General features: G+C 54.2%; 13 protein-coding genes. 8 read left to right on the top strand and 5 right to left on the bottom strand.

What is annotated here, in order from left to right; all coding sequences use genetic code 11:
* Positions 1-7: 7 nt before the first annotated feature.
* Positions 8-2008: a methyl-accepting chemotaxis protein gene (locus MKX51_RS16495; RefSeq protein ID WP_340993183.1), complete on the bottom strand. Its 2001-nt coding sequence runs from the start codon at positions 2006-2008 to the stop codon at positions 8-10.
* A 524-nt stretch (positions 2009-2532) separates the two neighbouring features.
* Here MKX51_RS16495 and MKX51_RS16490 point away from each other — a divergent pair.
* The 3 genes from MKX51_RS16490 (at position 2533) to MKX51_RS16480 (ending at position 7124) form a co-directional block, all read left to right on the top strand.
* Positions 2533-4263, top strand: a complete 1731-nt coding sequence (locus MKX51_RS16490) for a proline--tRNA ligase (protein ID WP_340993182.1) — start codon at positions 2533-2535, stop codon at positions 4261-4263.
* Positions 4264-4327: 64 nt separating this feature from the next.
* On the top strand, positions 4328-4741 hold the full coding sequence (locus tag MKX51_RS16485) for a hypothetical protein (RefSeq protein ID WP_340993181.1): 414 nt from the start codon (positions 4328-4330) through the stop codon (positions 4739-4741).
* Positions 4742-4844: 103 nt separating this feature from the next.
* The gene (locus MKX51_RS16480) at positions 4845-7124 is read left to right on the top strand and encodes a type IA DNA topoisomerase (protein ID WP_340993180.1); all 2280 of its coding nucleotides are present in this window, start codon (positions 4845-4847) and stop codon (positions 7122-7124) included.
* Between the two features lie 84 nt (positions 7125-7208).
* Here the strand turns inward: MKX51_RS16480 and MKX51_RS16475 are convergent, their stop codons facing one another.
* From MKX51_RS16475 to MKX51_RS16465, 3 genes are all read right to left on the bottom strand, one after another.
* The gene (locus MKX51_RS16475) at positions 7209-7946 is read right to left on the bottom strand and encodes a DsbA family protein (RefSeq protein WP_209873688.1); all 738 of its coding nucleotides are present in this window, start codon (positions 7944-7946) and stop codon (positions 7209-7211) included.
* Between the two features lie 109 nt (positions 7947-8055).
* On the bottom strand, positions 8056-8808 hold the full coding sequence (locus MKX51_RS16470; RefSeq protein ID WP_340940318.1) for an HAD family hydrolase: 753 nt from the start codon (positions 8806-8808) through the stop codon (positions 8056-8058).
* A 24-nt stretch (positions 8809-8832) separates the two neighbouring features.
* Positions 8833-9750 carry an ArsR/SmtB family transcription factor gene (locus tag MKX51_RS16465; RefSeq protein ID WP_340993179.1) on the bottom strand — a complete coding sequence of 306 codons (918 nt, stop codon included), beginning with the start codon at positions 9748-9750 and terminating at the stop codon, positions 8833-8835.
* Between the two features lie 160 nt (positions 9751-9910).
* Between MKX51_RS16465 and MKX51_RS16460 the strand changes: the two genes are divergently transcribed.
* From MKX51_RS16460 to MKX51_RS16440, 5 genes are all read left to right on the top strand, one after another.
* Complete coding sequence (locus MKX51_RS16460) at positions 9911-11071, top strand: MFS transporter (protein WP_340995630.1); 1161 nt, start codon at positions 9911-9913, stop codon at positions 11069-11071.
* Between the two features lie 89 nt (positions 11072-11160).
* Positions 11161-11886, top strand: a complete 726-nt coding sequence (locus MKX51_RS16455; RefSeq protein ID WP_036726471.1) for a phosphonate ABC transporter ATP-binding protein — start codon at positions 11161-11163, stop codon at positions 11884-11886.
* Positions 11887-11919: 33 nt separating this feature from the next.
* On the top strand, positions 11920-13227 hold the full coding sequence (locus tag MKX51_RS16450) for a hypothetical protein (RefSeq protein WP_340993178.1): 1308 nt from the start codon (positions 11920-11922) through the stop codon (positions 13225-13227).
* Entirely contained in the window at positions 13220-13918 is a 699-nt protein-coding gene (locus MKX51_RS16445) for a response regulator transcription factor (protein WP_036695433.1), read from the top strand. Before MKX51_RS16450 ends, MKX51_RS16445 begins: the two co-directional genes overlap by 8 nt.
* Positions 13915-15348, top strand: a complete 1434-nt coding sequence (locus MKX51_RS16440) for a sensor histidine kinase (RefSeq protein ID WP_340995628.1) — start codon at positions 13915-13917, stop codon at positions 15346-15348. The genes MKX51_RS16445 and MKX51_RS16440 overlap by 4 nt, the downstream gene beginning before the upstream one ends.
* Positions 15349-15448: 100 nt before the next feature.
* Here MKX51_RS16440 and MKX51_RS16435 read toward each other — a convergent pair whose 3' ends face one another.
* The gene (locus MKX51_RS16435) at positions 15449-16672 is read right to left on the bottom strand and encodes a glucose-1-phosphate adenylyltransferase (RefSeq protein ID WP_340993177.1); all 1224 of its coding nucleotides are present in this window, start codon (positions 16670-16672) and stop codon (positions 15449-15451) included.
* Positions 16673-16873: the final 201 nt, after the last annotated feature.

Here is a 16873-nt window from a genome sequence, read left to right as displayed (position 1 = left end):
ACGGGAGCTAGTCTTCCAGCTTGAACCGTTCAATCTTAAGCTGCAGATCGCCCGCCATCCTGGACAGCTCCGTAGAGGAGGCGGAGATCTCTTCCATGGAAGCGAGTTGTTCCTGTGTAGCTGCCGTTACACTCTGGAAGGCGTCAGAAGTAGAACGGGAGATACCGGAGATCTCGTGAACGGAAGCGGCGACCTCCTGCGCTCCCGCTGACATCTGCTCGGTAATAGCCGAGATGTCATGCAGCTGGCTGTTGATTTTGGCTGTAGACTGTTCAATGCTGTTGAAGGATTCCTTGGCTTCGGCGGTGACCTGAATACCCAGCTCAACATCAGCTGCGACGGTATGCCGGATCGCTTCATAGGTCTGGTCGATCAACCGGGTCATCTGCTGGAGGGTATCTTGAATATCTCCGGCGGTATTCTTGGATTGATCGGCCAGCTTCCGCACCTCAGCAGCCACGACGGCGAAGCCCCGGCCCTGTTCTCCGGCCCGGGCCGCTTCAATGCCGGCGTTCAGCGATAGGAGATTCGTCTGTACGGCGATCGCCGTAATCGCACTGCTCATCACGGACACCTCATCGTTCAGGCCGTTTAATTGCCCGATCAGCTGCGAAGAGTGGTGGGTAGAGGTCCGGATGGCATCCATTTGCTGGCTGACCTGTTCCATCTTCCGGCTGCCGCTGCGCACATCTGCTTCAGTGCTTGCGGAAGAATCGACGATGGAGGCGGCGGCTTCGGCGATCCTTTGAATACCGGAGGACATTTCCTCCATCGCGCGCGAGGTCTCTGCCATGGCCGAGGTCTGTGTCTGCGCACCCTCGGAGGAGTCCTGCACCAGTTCAGCCACGTAAGCGGTGGCTCTGGAGTTCTCTTCGGTTGTGGCATTTAATTGCTGGCTGGAGGCAGCGAGTTGTCCCGAGGTTTCCGAAATATCCGAGACGATGCCGCGCAGAGAGCCTACCATCAGGTTGTAATTCTGTGCCAGCTGACCGATCTCATCTACCCGGTTCATCTGAATCTGCTCATTCAGATAGCCTTCGCTTACCCGCTGTGCCGAACGGTTCAGGCTGCGGATCGGCTTCGTGATGGAGCGGACAATCAGATACATCAGGGTTAGGGCGACAAGCAGGGCAACAGCCAGAACCATCAGTCCTGTATAGATAATGGGCTGTGAGGCATCCGAGAATTCTTGGGTAGGCAGGATGCCGACAATTTTGAACCCTGTACTCGGATCCGTTGTATAATAACCCTGCATCTCCATCTCCGTGTCCGGATTGGTATAGTGCAGGTCCCCGCTGTCGTTTGCCAGCATTTTCACTATATAATCTGCTACATCTTCACCTGCTGCTTTGCCCGGATAAGAGACGAATTTATCATTACGGTCCACAATGTAGAAGTAGCCGGTCTCACCTGGATGGGTGGTATGGATTCTTTCACTCATTGCCTTGAGATTGAGGCTTGTGGTCACAGCTCCTTTGCCATCCTCCAGTGAATGGGAGATGAACAGCGTATAATTGCCGGTTGTTGCGGAGACAAAGGGATCAATGATTGTAGTGGTACCGGCATTCTGCATGGACGCCTTATACCAGTCCCGTGTACGCGGATCATAATCCTGTTTGCCGGGGTCCGGGGCCTTCATCCAGGCACCTTGTTCGTTACCCGCCGTAAGAATCTCCAGCTCGGGATGTGCCTTCATGAACTCATCGATGAGTTCACGTGTTGCGGGAGCCTTCACATCGAGCCCGGAAGACTCAATCTGGCGGCTGAGCAAATCTACATTCCGCATAGCAGCGGATACATATTCTTGGATGGTCCCGGCGACCAGATCGACACTGGAATGCGTGGCTTTCTGCATCTTAAGCTCCAATTCCCGTTTCGCACTGGAATAGGAGAAATAACTGACCAAGAGGATCGGGATCACCAGCATAATGGTGAACAGCATCATCATTTGTCTTTGCAGTGATCGTGATCTGAGCTTGCCGGTGAAGCGGTTGACTGACTTGAACATTGGAACGGTTCCCCCTCTGGTACATGGAAATCGGCTGGTAGCTAGCCGTTTCTCTCTAAATACCTCAACTCCTATTCGGTTTATCGACACATTCTGTTCATATCTGAAGATATTTGTTGCAAAATAATTAATTGCATTCACAATCTATTTATCGTCCGCTTGACGCGGCCTGAAATATCATATAGATTAAGAACCAACATTTATAACGTAACAGCGTTGACCAAGGACCTGGTATCCGTAAGCGCCGGAAGCAGAGAGGGGATTCACCGGCTGAAAGATCCCCCGAGTGCGTAAGACACCAATCCTGCCTTGGAAGCTGCAGCTTATGCTGAAGAGGGGTATAAGTCTGCCGGAACCGGCCGTTATCCGGATTAGAGGACCGCAGGCTTGGATAGTCTTGGGGTTAAAACAGGGTGGTAACACGGCGCATTCGTCCCTGACGGATGCGTCTTTTTTGCGTTCTCATTATGGCAGCGAAATGTTCCGGAGCTGTACACACTTTTCGACGAAAGAGGCTGATCTGTATGCGTCAAACCAATCTATTAGTTACCACTCTGCGCGAAGCTCCTGCCGAAGCTGAGACAAGGAGCCACCAGCTGCTGCTGCGTGCCGGATATATCCGGCAGGTGGCCGCCGGGGTATACACCTATTTGCCGCTCGGACGGCGGGTGCTGCGCAGGATGGAGCAGATCGTGCGCCAGGAGATGGAGTCCACCGGTGCGCAGGAGGTTCTCATGCCTTCGATGCAGCCGGCAGAGCTCTGGAGAGAATCGGAACGTTATGAGGTGTACGGCAAAGAGCTGATGAAGCTCCGGGACCGTCACGACCGTGAGTTCGTGCTGGGTCCGACCCATGAGGAAGTGGTTACAGCGCTAATGCGCGCAGAGATCAGCTCTTACCGGCGGCTGCCGGTGACTGTCTATCAGATTCAGACGAAGTTCCGGGATGAACGTCGTCCGCGCTCAGGGCTTCTGCGGGGCAGGGAGTTCCTGATGAAGGATGCCTATTCGTTTGATACCGACTGGGAGGGCCTGGATCTGGCCTATCAGGTGATGTACAGCGCTTATGAGCGGATCTTTGACCGCTGCGGCCTGAAGTACCGGGCGGTGCAGGCGAATGCCGGAGCGATTGGCGGCAAAGGCCAGAATCATGAATTCATGGCCCTGTCAGAGATAGGTGAGGATAAGATAGCTGTGTGCTCCCTGTGCGGATATGCCGCAAATCTGGAGCAGGCGGAAGTGCAGAGCGGGGCCGTAACGCATATACAAGATTGTGCCGGACGGCCTGCCCCTGAGCGATTCCATACGCCTGCCCAGAAGACTATTCAGCAGCTGGAGCAGGAGAGTCAGCTCAGACCGCAGGAGATCATCAAGACATTAATCTACACGGGCGGAGGCAAGACCGTTGCTGTGCTGGTCCGTGGAGATCATGAGGTGAATGAGCTGAAGGTGCAAAAGTACCTCGGCTGCGGTGACATTACGCTGGCTGATGCTGAGCATGTGCAGGAGGCTGCCGGAACCGGAAGCGGTTATGTCGGTCCTGCCGGATTGTCCGTGCCTATCCTGGTGGATGCTGCTGTTGCAGCCATGACAGAAGCAGTCACAGGCGCGGGGGAAGAGGATTACCATCTGCGTGGAGTGGTGCCCGGCCGGGACTTTCCGCTGACGCAGGTGGGGGATTTCCGTAATGCGGTTACCGGCGACAGATGTCCGCAGTGTGGCGAAGGCGAGCTGGATTTCCAGCAGGGCATCGAGGTTGGGCATGTCTTCAAGCTGGGCACGGTCTACAGTGAGAAGCTGGGGGCAGATTATTTGGATGCAGACGGCCGCACCCGGTCTATGGTAATGGGCTGCTACGGCATCGGAATCTCCCGCTTGCTGGCTGCAGTGGCTGAGCAGAACAACGATGACCAGGGGCTGATCTGGCCGCCGGGTCTGGCTCCATATACAGTTCATATTCTTCTGATGTCGGTCAAAGATACAGCGCAGCGTGAGCTGGCCGAAGCCCTGTATGCACGGCTGACCGCCCTGGGCATCGATACCCTGCTGGACGACCGCGATGAGCGGGCCGGGGTCAAATTCAAGGATGCCGGACTGATCGGTATACCGGTTGCGCTGGTGGTCGGCAAGCTGGCCGCTGAGCAGAGGGTTGAATACATGGACCGCAGAACGGGTAACAAGGAAGTAATTGATATTGGAGAGGCCGTGCTGCGCGTAAGCAGTCTGAGGTCCGTACCGGATACTGCTTTTGCTTGAATTGAAGCTCTGGTAAAATAGGGGAATACCGCATGAATTGCCGCCTTGGAGAGGAGGAAAATGCATGTTTGGACGCCTGAGGCGCAGGCTTGACAATGCCAGACAGATGCAGAAAATGCGTAAGGAGCATCCTGAGGAGATCCGCCGTCTACTGGATGAGCGGGCCAGGGAACAGCAAGTCCCGGTTGCATCTGCACCCGCAAAGTCCGGGCCGTGGATTATCTTCTTCCGGTGTATTCTGTATTTTCTGACCGTGCTTATTGTGTTGATTACCTTCCTGGGGGGACCGCAGAGTAATGCGCCCGTCTTCACCATACTTTCCTTTGGTCTGCTGCTGGCTGTTCTGTATGTGATCGCGGGGCTTGCCCAGCCTGCAATCGTATTTTTCCGCAAGCACTGGTCCAGGGGAGATGTGCTTGAGCTGTTCAGCCTGATCATCGGGGCGCTGCTCATTCTGATGGCGGTATTTCGCCCTTAAGCGGCAGGCCTCAATAATGAGCAGCGGATTTTGGGGTCCAGGAATGGTATAATAGACTACTGGACAACTTTTGTAATGAACCGAGGGTAAGGAGCGATTATTGTTGAAGACACTCATTATTGCGGAGAAACCGGACATGGGGCGGAATATCGCCGCCGCAATAGAACCGAAGGCCAAAAACTACCGTTCCTATCTGGAAGGGGAGCAGTACATCATCACCTGGGCGATCGGCCATCTGATTGGCCTGGCAGAGCCCGAAGCCTACGACAATAAATATAAAAAATGGAACATTAATGATCTGCCGATCATCCCCGAGGAGTTCAAGCTGCTGCCCAATGCACGCACCATGGATCAGCTGAAGGTGATCGGGGAACTGGCGAAGCGCAGCGATCTGCTGGTGAACTCCTGTGATGCCGGGCGTGAGGGCCAGCATATTTTCTCGCTGATCCAGCGCTACCTGGAGCTGAACCAGCCGGTGAAGCGGCTGTGGATCTCCGATCTGACGCCGGAGACGATCCGCAAGGGCTTCCAGGAGCTGAAGGACGGATCGGAATACGAGAATCTGACCAAAGCGGCCCGGGCGCGCAGCGAGGCGGACTGGCTGATCGGAATGAACGGCTCGCGCGCTTTTACCACCAAGCATAATGTACTGCTCTCTGTAGGCCGGGTGCAGACCCCGGTGCTGGCGCTGATCTATGACCGTCAGAAGACCATTGAAGCATTCTCCTCGCTGAAGTTCTTTGAGGTGGAAGGACATTTCACCCAGAATGAGCTGACGTATAAGGGAATGTGGCAGGGCGACCGGTTAACGGAGGGTGCGAAGGCAGAGGCGCTTGCGGCCAAGGTCAAAGGCAAGCCCGCCCGGATTATTCTCTATGAGGTCAAAGAGACCAAGGAATATCCGAACAAGCTGTACGATCTGACGCTGCTGCAGCGTGAGGCGAACGGGAAATATGCCTTCTCCGCCAAGAAGACACTGGACATCGCCCAGGCGCTGTATGAGAAGCATAAGGTAATCTCGTACCCGCGTACTAACTCTAACTATGTCACGGAGCAGAATATTCCTGAAATGCACAAGACGCTGTCGGCCCTTCAGGGCACGCAGTACGACGATTGGGTGAAGGGTGCGAACCGTAACCTGGTTCATAAAGGCAATAAGTTTATCTGTAATCCGTCCAAGGTGGAGGATCACCATGCGATTCTGCCTACGAACCGTAAGGCGAACGGACTGAGTGCAGACGAGGCCAAGCTCTACGATCTGATTGTCCGCCGCTTCCTCTCCCAGTTCTATCCGGCAGCGGAATATAAGGTGCATACGGTGATGACCGAAGTGGAAAGCGAGAAGTTCAAGACTACGGTCAAGGAGCTGCTCAGCCTCGGCTGGAAGGTGATCTACGCAGACCAGAAGAAGGACAAGTCCAAACCGGCCAAGGGCAAAGGCAAGGAGGATGAGGAGGAAGAAGAGCTTGAGGTGAACGAGCCGTTCTCGGTTCAGGCAGACGGGGAAGTGCTCTGCAGCGATGCCATTGTGAAGGAGAAGGATACCCAGCCACCAAAGCATTACACGGAAGGGACCTTGCTGAAGGCGATGGAGAGCGCAGGCAAGCAGATTGAGGACGAAGAGCTGCGCGATGCCATGAAGGATTCAGGGCTGGGCACTCCGGCCACCCGGGCGGCCACGATTGAACGGCTGAAGAATGTCGGCTATGTGGAGATGCAGGGGAAAAAGATCGCCATCACCCAAAAGGGGCGGACGGCGGTTGAACTGATCCGCGGGGCAGGCGTGGAGCTGCTGACCTCTCCGGAAATGACCGGGCAGTGGGAGCGCCGCCTCAATGAAATTGCCCGCGGCACCGCAGCGGACGGACAATTCATGGAGAACGTCAAGCGGTTCGCTTCGATGATTGTGGACAAGGTCCGCGTGCAGTCGCGCGCCGCCAAGACCTCCTTCGAAGGGGATACACCTTCGCTGAACAGCGGCGGCAAGGGCCGCAGCCCGGCTGCTGGGTCGCGCAAGCCCGCCGAATCCAAAGCGGCTGAACGCAAGCCGGCAACGGCCAAACCGCGCAGCGCGGTGTCTGCCGCGGCCGGGAAGAGCGGGGATACCGGGCCGAAGGTTATCGGCAGCTGCCCGCGTCCCGGCTGCGGCGGTATGATCTTCATGGGCCGCAAGGGCTACGGCTGTTCCCATTATAAGGAGGGCTGCGCCTTCGTGATCTGGAAGGAGAATCACGGACGCACGCTCACCGACACCCAGGTGAAGGCCCTGATTGAGAAGGGACGAACCGGGAAGCTGAAGCTGACAGATGAAGACGGCGCGCCGCTTGAAGGCAAGCTGGTGCTGCAGAATAGGGATACCGGCCAGCTGGCCGTGGAATCATAATTCCTAAATACCAAAAGCGCCCCGGCCAAATTTTCATGGCGGGGCGCTTTGTTATAGGATGATGAGCTTCACCTGCAAGCAAGATTACGGGGATTCATTCAAAGCTGCTTCAATGGCGGCACTTAAGCCTTCATAGGAGGAATCCGGCAGCAGGACGCCGTTCACCATGAATTTCGGTGTGCCGTTGACGCCGTAGGCTCCGGCGATTTTGAAGTCCTCTTTTACATCGTACATATACGTATGGTTCTTCAGATCCTGCTCGAAACGCTCTTGGTCAATCCCTGCAATATTGTCCTTCACGAACTTAAGGATGAACTTCTGGGTTGCCCAGATCTTGCTCTCATCACCCTGGCTCTCGTAGAGCTTGTGGAGATACTCCCAGAACTTCTCATTATTCTGCTGATAGATAGCTTCCCCGGCACTTGCGGCCAGATAAGAGTCCCGGTCAATGAAGGCGAAGTTCATGAAGTAGAACTGGACTTTCCCGCTGTCTACGTAGTCTTTGATGAACGTATCCAGGTAGGAGGCGGTCCAATTTTTGCAGGCAGGGCATTTGAAATCGGCGAATTCAATCACCTTCACCTTGGCGGATTCGCTGCCCAGATGCGGCTGCTTCTCGTATTTCAGCCCGTCCACCACGATCTTGCCCTTCACATCGGTGTAGTTGGGGAGATTATCGAGCGCCTCAGTGCCGGACGATTTGCCCTGCGTAAGGAAGAAGGCAAGAAGGGCGATCAGCAGCACGGCAATCACTGCAAGCAGCATAGGGAGCAGACGCCCGTGATTCGGGGTATTCCTGGAACGGTTAGCTTTGTTATTCATGGCCGGCCTCCTGCACGATGTGAAAATCTACTCAAATAGTATAATCATACCGGCGGCAGGCTGCCTATGCCATTTGTAACAATTGCCCGATTCTGATGATGCATGTCAATCAGCCGTGATGCTCCCGCAGCGCAGCGGTGCGGATCACCGGAGGCACCTCGTGAATGGCAGAGATGGTCATGACGGACTGCTGCATCTCCCGTTCCAGCTCAATCAGATTGTAGAGCCACTCATTCGGCTGCTTCAGGTAGATACTATTGATCCCGGCAGTCAGCGCGGGCAGTACATCTGTACGCAGGGAGTTGCCGATCATCCAGGTGATTTTGCGGTCGAACGGATAGGTGGTCAGGATATTCTCAAGCGCCTCCACATTTTTGTGCTGGCGGATATAGATGCGGTCATCGAAATAAGCGTCAAGCTTCATTTGGGCGATTTTGCGCTGCTGGATGGTGTCGTCGCCGCCGGTATAGAGATAGAGGGAATGGCCGTCCTGCTTGAGGGTATCCAGCGTCTCTACCATGCCGGGATAAGCTTCCACCTCCTGGTCGTACACACTCATTCCCAGCTTCATCAGCTGCCGCTCCTCGAAGGCATCCGGCTTGCGGTTATATTTGCTGCAGAAGTAACGGTAGGTGGCAATCAGTGATTTCGGGAAATTGTCGCTGGCCAGGCCGCTTGTGCTAACAGTCTCGACATCGATCTCCACCTGCTTGCTGCGCAGTTCGCCGATGGTAGGCTGGTAATCGCTGAACCAGTCAGACATCAGCTCGAAATACTGTCCAAGGATAAGGTCAAAATACTTATTGCAATGCACCAGGGTATCGTCGAGATCAAAGATCACTTGTTGGGTCAAATACTTCATGAGGTTCACTCCTAAGTTGGTCTGTTAGATACGGATGTAGGACTCCAGAAACATCTGGAGCTCCGAGGCCCCGTCAGGACGTATACTGTAGCGTTCGGTGCCTTCACCGCGCAAATGGACCCGCAGAAGTCCGGCGACTCTTAGACTAAGCAGGTGATGCATCAGCATCTCCCGGGACAGGCTCAGCTCGGACTGCATCTCCCACAGTGTCTTCGGTTCGTTCGCTACGAAGCGCAGCAGTCTCAGCCGGGTAGGATCAGAGAGAGCCTGTGTTAAACGAAGCAGCACCGTTGGAGGCTCCTCCTCATTGTCTGAAGGGACATCTACCGGATATTGCACCAGCATCAGGTTCTTGTAGAAGCAATACGTGTTGATCGGCCGGTTATGCACGGTAGGCAGCAGCACAATCGTCTTCAGCCCGGGAATGTCCTCAATGACAATTCCGCCGGAAGCATATTCGATCAGCGGGACCATGTCCATTTTGCTCTCCAGCATTTTTTTCTCAGAGGCGTCTTCAATCAGCAGCGGCAGCAGGGTATGCTCCACATGGCGGAAATAATGCTCATACCATATCCGCAAAAGAGGCGTGTATCCGTTCTTGATCCGTGCGCATTCCTCGGCCGTAAAGCTGTGGAAGAACGGCTCGGTCCGCCGGAGGCAATCCTCCAGAGACGAGCTCTCCAGCTCAGCCAGGAACTGCAGCACCTTGGAAGCCTCGCCCCGGCTGTAGGCCCAGGCGTAGAGTACATCATAATCTTCGAACGGCCATTCGGCGGCCTGCTTCAGTGCAGCCAGCTGTGCGGGGGTGAAGCGGCCATCCACATCCCGGATCCAGTCGGTGCCGATGTCCAGATTGGAGGTCCATTTCTTGGTTACATATAACATGAAACTGTCCAGCAGTTCATATACGGGGGAAACATCAATGCTCAGTTCATACTTCATTTAAGCCGGGTCACCTCCAGAAAATCAGTCACTTCTATATATTATCTCTTGTTTTGAAGAGGGTTGTCTACTATAATGTTCGGTGTTTGCCTGCATGGACATCAGGTTCGCACATCAATGAATTACATAGGAGGATTTATTTGTGTCAGATTCTACACCGATGCCGCATGGACAGAGCGGTAGAATGAATTATTCGATTTTGATTGCCGTGATTATTCTGGCAGGGCTGAGCCAGGGGATGCTGCTGCCGGTCTTATCTATTCTGCTGGAGCAGGAAGGCGTATCGTCCTCGCTGAACGGACTTAACGCGGCCGCCTTGTATGTAGGCTCATTTGCCATGACCCTGATTGCAGAAAGGGTACTTGGCGCCATCGGCTTCAAGAAGCTAATCGCCGCCGGTCTCGCGCTGGTGCTGGTATCACTCCTGCTGTTCCCGCTGCTTACCGGCGTGAAGGTCTGGTTCGTGCTCCGCGTGCTGGTCGGGATCGGCGATTCGGCGGTGAATTATGCCGCGCAGCTCTGGGTGCTGCTCATGACACCGGCGGAGCACCGTGGACGGAACCTGTCTCTCTACGGGATGTCCTACGGACTGGGCTTCAGCCTCGGACCGCTGGGCATCAGCCTGCTGCGGTTCGGGCAGCCCGCACCGTTCCTGATTACAGCCCTGCTGTTCGTAATCGTGCTGCTGATTGTGGGCTTCAAGCTGCCTGACTCGCGGCCGGAAGCTATGGATCACAGCGAAGGCCAGGCGAGCAGATTCGGCCGGAGCTACCGGCTTGCTTGGTATGCGCTGATTCCGGCGCTGCTATACGGCTATATGGAAGCCAGCCTGAACAGCAGCTTCCCGGTATACGGGCTGCGCACCGGATTCAGTGCAGACCAGATTGCCGCTTTGCTGCCCTTTGCAGGCATTGGAGGCTTGCTGCTCCAGCTGCCGCTCGGCATATGGAGCGACCGTTATGGCCGCAAGGCCATCCTGATTGCTGCGGGGACAGGAGGAGGCCTGGCCTTCACACTGCTGCCGCTTACCGGCGACCATTTCCTGCTCACCCTGCTGGTGCTGATGGCGGCCGGGGGACTTGTCGGCTCCTTTTTCTCACTAGGATTAAGCTATGCCGCCGATATCCTGCCGCGCAAGCTGCTTCCCGCTGCCAATGTAGTCGCTTCCTTCCATTATAGTCTGGGAAGTATTGCGGGTCCGGGCATCGGCGGGCTGCTGCTGCAATTCGGCTGGGGCGGCAGTGTGTTTGCCGTGATGGGCGGCCTGTATATTGTATTTGGGCTGGCAGGGTTATTGTTCTCGCCACGGAAGGCGATATGAGGTAGAATAAGAACGAATGCTCGCATGGAATTTGATCCCGCTTTCAGAGTACACTATAGAGTAGAGTCGAAGACAGGAGAGGCTGACCTATGATTACAGTTGAACATTTGGCCAAAGCGGTCGGGGAAGATAAAACACCGGTGCTTCAGGATATTGGATTTCAATTAGAACCGGGAGAGTTTGTAGCGCTGCTGGGAGCCAGCGGCAGCGGGAAATCCACACTGCTGCGCTGCCTTGCCCTGCGTGAGAAGTGGGACAGAGGGAATTTCAGGGTAGATGGGCAGGATATTATGAAGAGCCCCTTCGCCGGCAAACGTAAGATCCGCCGGGAATGGGCTTATCTGGAGCAGAATGCGGAGCTGAATCCGAACCGCACTGCACTGAAGAATGTGCTGATCGGACAGGCCTCCCAGACGCCGCTGTGGCGAATGGCTACAGGCATGGTCCGTTCAGATGATTATATGGGGGCGATGGACCAGCTTGATCTGCTTGGCCTGCTGGACAAGGCCAAGCTGAAATCCGGCCAGCTCAGCGGCGGTGAACGTCAGCGTGTAGCCATTGCCCGGGCATTGGTCCACGGCGCCAAGGTCATCCTGGCGGATGAGCCGGTGACAGGCCTTGACCCCAAGACTGCGGAGAATGTGCTGGAGACCCTCCGCAATCTGTGCAAGGAGACAGGCCTTACCGTGCTTACGGTGCTGCCGATCGAGCTGGCCGAGCGTTATGCCAGCCGTCTGTGGGTGCTGGAGGACGGAAGAATTAAGCATGATGTCAAAGGACGCCGGCTGACCTCACAGGAGCGGCTGCATCTGTGAAGTAAGGCAAGGCGTTCAGTAAGGAGAGCGTAAATGAAGTTGAATATGCGTATGCGTGTGCTGGGAGGACTTGCCGCAGCCGCCCTGTCGCTGTTTACCCTGCCCGGCTGCACCTTCATCAGCGATCCGGTATCCCAGATGAGGGTGCCCCAGCTGCCTGCGGACAAGGCTTCGCTGATGGCAGCGATTAATTCTTCATTGAAGGCACTGGATGGCACCTTGACCCGTCCGGCCAATGATGATAACAGATCTATTTTTACAGAGGACCTGGACCAGGATGGTGTGATGGAGACGCTTGTGTTCTACCAGACTAAGAATGAAGCCGTGGTTAATCACGGGATGATTCTGGAAAAGCAGGGGGATACCTGGGTCAAGAAGCTTACATTCGATGGCGACGGCACCAAGCTGGATTCTGTGGAGCTTAAGGATGTAACAGGTGACGGTAAGCTCAACATTATTGCCGGGTATTCCCGCACGGAAGATAAGGGTGTGAAGGGCATGGTTGTTTACAGTTATTCAGGGGGAGTGCTGGAAGAGATTCTAACCAAGCCTTACACCAAATACATCATCGATGATCTGAACGAGGATGGAATAGCGGATATTACCGTCGTGTATTTCAAGCGTAATGAATTCGCTACAATAACTACCTACCAGTACAATGACAGCTTCAAGGTGCTGGATCAACTGGACGACCTGGACCCTTATTTCAATAATTATTACAATATTGTCTCAGGAAAAGTTGCTGCGAATAAAGAAGGTATTGTACTGGATTCTGCCGTGGATTCTCACTCAGCGTATACAACAGTGGTTGTAATGGAGAATAACAAGCTTCGTGTCGCTATTCCAGGGGATGCCAGCACCTTCAAGGACCGCAAAATTGTCAGCGAGGATATTGATTCGGACGGAATTATTGAGATAGGGATGCTGGTTCCCCCTAAGGGCTGGGAGTATTTCGATCCGGAGACCATTCCGTATTTCAATTCCTATTACAATTGGGACGGGAAAGACGGCCTGACCTTCAGTACCCAGCTCTATAATGATCCGCTGGACCGGTTCACGATTAACTTCGCCCCCGAATGGCAGGAGCGAGTGACGGTGGACACGAAGTCGGTTCAGAACAAATCGCTCAAATTCATTATGACGGATACCGGAGAGACCGTCGCTGAAGTAACGTTCTTCTCTCCAGCAGAATGGGACAATGCGAAGAACAACGGCTGGAAGCTGCTCGGCCGCGATCTGGATAAAATGATCGGGTACCGGGGAGGACTGGAACAAAATACAATCGGAGGAGGAGACGGGCGAATTCAATCCTCTATTGAAAGGAAGGGAATCAATGAGTAAAGTACTGATACTGGAGGACGAAGAGTCTATCCGCAGTTTTATTGTTATTAATCTGAAGCGCAACGGCTTTGAGGTGCTGGAGGCGGCGGATGGCCATGAGGCGCTGCATAAGCTTACTACTATACATGATATTGATATCGCCCTGCTGGATGTGATGGTACCGGGCATCGACGGCTTTGAGGTATGCAGACGCATCCGGGAGACCAATGAACGGCTGGGGATTATTTTCTTGACGGCCAAGGTACAGGAGCAGGACAAGGTCTATGCGCTGTCCGTAGGGGCTGATGACCATGTCAGCAAGCCGTTCAGTCCAACCGAGCTGATCGCCCGTATCCAGTCGCTGCTGCGCCGGGTCAATGTTCACCGCGAGCAGTCAGCCAAGGTATCGTTCCAGTCGGGTCCGTTCACCCTGGATCTGATCTCCAAGCAGTTCAAGCGGAGCGGGGAAGCCATTGAGCTTACGCCAACAGAGTTCTCGCTGGTGCAGTTCTTCCTGGAGAAGGAGAATACGCCGCTCAGCCGTGATTCCCTGCTCGATCATGTCTGGGGCAAGGAATATATGGGGGACCCTAAGATCGTTGACGTCAATATCCGCCGCTTGCGCCAAAAAATCGAGAACAATCCGTCAGAGCCTGAATACCTGCAGACGGTGTGGGGACACGGCTATAAATGGAAAGGCCAGGTACAATGATCAAGAAGGGGATGCGCAGACAGATCGTACTGCACTATATTCTTGTAGTCTTTGTAGCGCTTCTCCTGGTTGAGACAACCTTTCTGCTGGCGATCCGTACGTATTATTACGACAGCATCTACACCAAGATCACTACACAGATTAGTGCAGCCGAAAGTATGGTTAAATATGGAAATTTAAACGGCGCATCAGCGAATCAGTTGCAAGGGTTACTCGAATTGTTCAATCTGGAAAATACAGAGCTGGAGGTCCTGACGCTTAAAGGAGATATTATTACGAGCTCCACCGGGTTTCAGCCGGACCGGACGATCACCACCAGTGATGTCCCAGAGGCGGTGGGAGGCAGTACAGGACGCTGGGTGGGGCGGCAGGCCGGCACCAATGAAAGTGTCATGGCCGTATCCAAGATGGTGCGTATTAATGCTCACGATACTTATATTCTGCGGTATCTGACCTCCATGGAAGGCGTAAATAAAGATCTGCTTAATTTGACCCTGCTCTCCCTTGGCATCGGTGCAGCAGTCCTCACCATCGTGCTGCTGCTCAGCTTCGGTCTGGCCAATTCGATTGTGCGTCCGCTGAATAATATTACGGCAGTGTCAGCACAGATGGCGAAGGGCAAGTTCACGACCCGGATCAAAGGCGATTACCGTTATGAGATCGGGGCACTTGCTTCAACGCTGAACTATATGGCGGACGAGATTGTCCGCAGCAATCAGATTAAGGATGATTTTATCTCCTCGATCTCCCATGAGCTGCGCACTCCACTGACCAGCATCAAGGGCTGGAGCGAGACGCTGGTCTCTGGGGGCTACGACCCTGAAGAGACTAAGCTTGGGGTCGGAATTATCTCCAGGGAGAGTGACCGGCTGATCGGGCTGGTGGAAGAAATCCTCGACTTCTCGAAGCTGCAGCAGAACGAAATGAAGCTGTCGATGGGGCAGGTGGATATTAAGGTTCTGCTGCAGGAGACGCTGCTCAATATCTGGGCTAAGGCCGAGAAGAAACGGATTCACCTGCTGCTGGAATGTGAGGAGACGATCTTCATCAAGGGGGATGCCAACCGCCTGAAGCAGGTCTTCCTCAATCTGGTGGATAATGCGGTGAAGTTCTCGCCCGAGGATTCTAGCATCGTGCTGTCGGCGGAACGCCTGTCCGGTACGGAGATGGCGGTTACTGTTCGTGACAGCGGTATTGGCATTAGTGAAGCGCATCTGTCCAGAGTACGGGACCGCTTCTTCCAGGTCGATGCCCTGAACGGAGGCACGGGCCTGGGGCTGGCGATCTCCCAGCAGATCGTAGAGCTTCATAACGGCAAGCTGGAAATGGACAGTGAGCTGGGCAAGGGCACTCAGGTTACCGTCATTCTGCCGCTGGATGACGGCCAGCAGGGGAATACCCGTCCCGGCAACTCACCGGTAACTTCATAGAAGGCATACAAAAGGGATACAGCATTCATCCGGACAGACCGGAGCTGTATCCCTTTGTATGTAGCAGCCCTAAGGGCTGAACGATTGTGCTGAACGATTGTTATGAAGGCATTCCTTCCGCACGCAGACGGCCGGCATTCTCATAGACCTCCTGAAGCAGGCGGGCAGGCTGGGTACGGACCAGCGGCTTGGCTGCGACAATCTCATGCGGGCCGACAACTACGATGTTGTCTGCACTGCCTTTGATCACAGCGCCATCCTTGATTACAGCTCCTTCGCCGATAATGGCGTGTTCAATCAGAACACCGCGTCCAATACGGGCACCGGGCATTACCACACTCTGCTTGATTCTGCTCTGCTTGCCGATCTCTACACCGCTGAAGATGACCGAGCGCTGAGGGCTGCCTTCGAGCTGGCAGGTTTCGTGAATCAGGCAATCTGCTGAAGCAGCTTGTTGAGTGCGGGGTCTGATCGCAGCCAGCTTGGTGCGTTGTGCACGGCTGTACATCGGCCAGCGTGAATTATCAAGCTGGAAGCCGTCTTCTTGCAAGAGATCCATATGAGCTTCCCAGAGGCTGCCAACAGTACCCACATCTCTCCAGTAGCCCTCGAAGCGGTAAGCGAACAGTTCATCATTCGCATCCAGCATGGATGGAATGACATCCTTACCGAAGTCATGACCGGACTCCGCATTTGCAGCATCCCGCAGCAAATGAGCCTTCAAATACGCCCACTCGAACAGATAAATACCCATGGAAGCCAGGTTGCTCTTCGGCGCCTTCGGTTTCTCGGCAAATTCAGAGATCTTGAAATCTTCATCCACGTTCATCACGCCGAAGCGGCTCGCTTCATCCCAAGGAACCTCCATAACCGATATCGTTGCCTTCGCAGACTTGGCGATGTGATAATCCAGCATTTTGCGGTAGTCCATGTGGTAGATATGGTCTCCCGACAGAATAAGTACGTGCTCCGGGTTCTGACTGTCAATATATTCAATATTCTTATAAATAGCATCGGCGGTGCCTGTATAGCTGTCTCTGCCTTCAATCCCTGAAGGGAGCAGCCTTACACCCCGGTCACTGCGGCTGTGCAGCCCCCAGGGCTCACCTTCACCGATATGCTGATGCAAGGACTCTGCTTCGTACTGAGTCAGTACTCCGATAGTATTAATCTTGGAATTCACACAGTTGCTGAGGGGAAAATCAATAATTCTGTACTGTCCGCCGAAAGGGACTGCAGGCTTAGCCATGCTGGAAGTCAACGGGGCCAATCTGCGGCCTTCCCCGCCTGCAAGAAGCATAGCAATACATTCTTTCTTACTCATGTGTTATCCCTCCCATTTTTTTGTCAATGCTTGTAATATACACGCAAGCTGGGCGCTTGAAACGGCATAGGTGAATTATATTGCTGCATATCTGCAAAAATTACATTTTTATTTTCAATATTCAGAAATTGCCCCGCCTTCGCTCAAAATCATTTTCAAAATCTATATATTCGGGTAATGTAATAGGTGCATCATATATCC

This window comes from Paenibacillus sp. FSL M7-0420, assembly GCF_038002345.1.
Taxonomy (GTDB): domain Bacteria; phylum Bacillota; class Bacilli; order Paenibacillales; family Paenibacillaceae; genus Paenibacillus_AQ.
Note: the sequence above shows the minus strand (reverse complement) of the source record. Positions and strands in the feature narration are given on the sequence as shown.

Bases quoted from the DNA above. Each gene is read 5' to 3' on its own strand.
- MKX51_RS16435 (WP_340993177.1), bottom strand. From the start codon at position 16,672: ATGAGTAAGAAAGAATGTATTGCTATGCTTCTTGCAGGCGGGGAAGGC.
- MKX51_RS16445 (WP_036695433.1), top strand. From the start codon at position 13,220: ATGAGTAAAGTACTGATACTGGAGGACGAAGAGTCTATCCGCAGTTTT.
- MKX51_RS16450 (WP_340993178.1), top strand. From the start codon at position 11,920: ATGAAGTTGAATATGCGTATGCGTGTGCTGGGAGGACTTGCCGCAGCC.
- MKX51_RS16455 (WP_036726471.1), top strand. From the start codon at position 11,161: ATGATTACAGTTGAACATTTGGCCAAAGCGGTCGGGGAAGATAAAACA.
- MKX51_RS16470 (WP_340940318.1), bottom strand. From the start codon at position 8,808: ATGAAGTATTTGACCCAACAAGTGATCTTTGATCTCGACGATACCCTG.
- MKX51_RS16440 (WP_340995628.1), top strand. From the start codon at position 13,915: ATGATCAAGAAGGGGATGCGCAGACAGATCGTACTGCACTATATTCTT.
- MKX51_RS16460 (WP_340995630.1), top strand. From the start codon at position 9,911: ATGCCGCATGGACAGAGCGGTAGAATGAATTATTCGATTTTGATTGCC.
- MKX51_RS16490 (WP_340993182.1), top strand. From the start codon at position 2,533: ATGCGTCAAACCAATCTATTAGTTACCACTCTGCGCGAAGCTCCTGCC.
- MKX51_RS16485 (WP_340993181.1), top strand. From the start codon at position 4,328: ATGTTTGGACGCCTGAGGCGCAGGCTTGACAATGCCAGACAGATGCAG.
- MKX51_RS16475 (WP_209873688.1), bottom strand. From the start codon at position 7,946: ATGAATAACAAAGCTAACCGTTCCAGGAATACCCCGAATCACGGGCGT.
- MKX51_RS16465 (WP_340993179.1), bottom strand. From the start codon at position 9,750: ATGAAGTATGAACTGAGCATTGATGTTTCCCCCGTATATGAACTGCTG.
- MKX51_RS16495 (WP_340993183.1), bottom strand. From the start codon at position 2,008: ATGTTCAAGTCAGTCAACCGCTTCACCGGCAAGCTCAGATCACGATCA.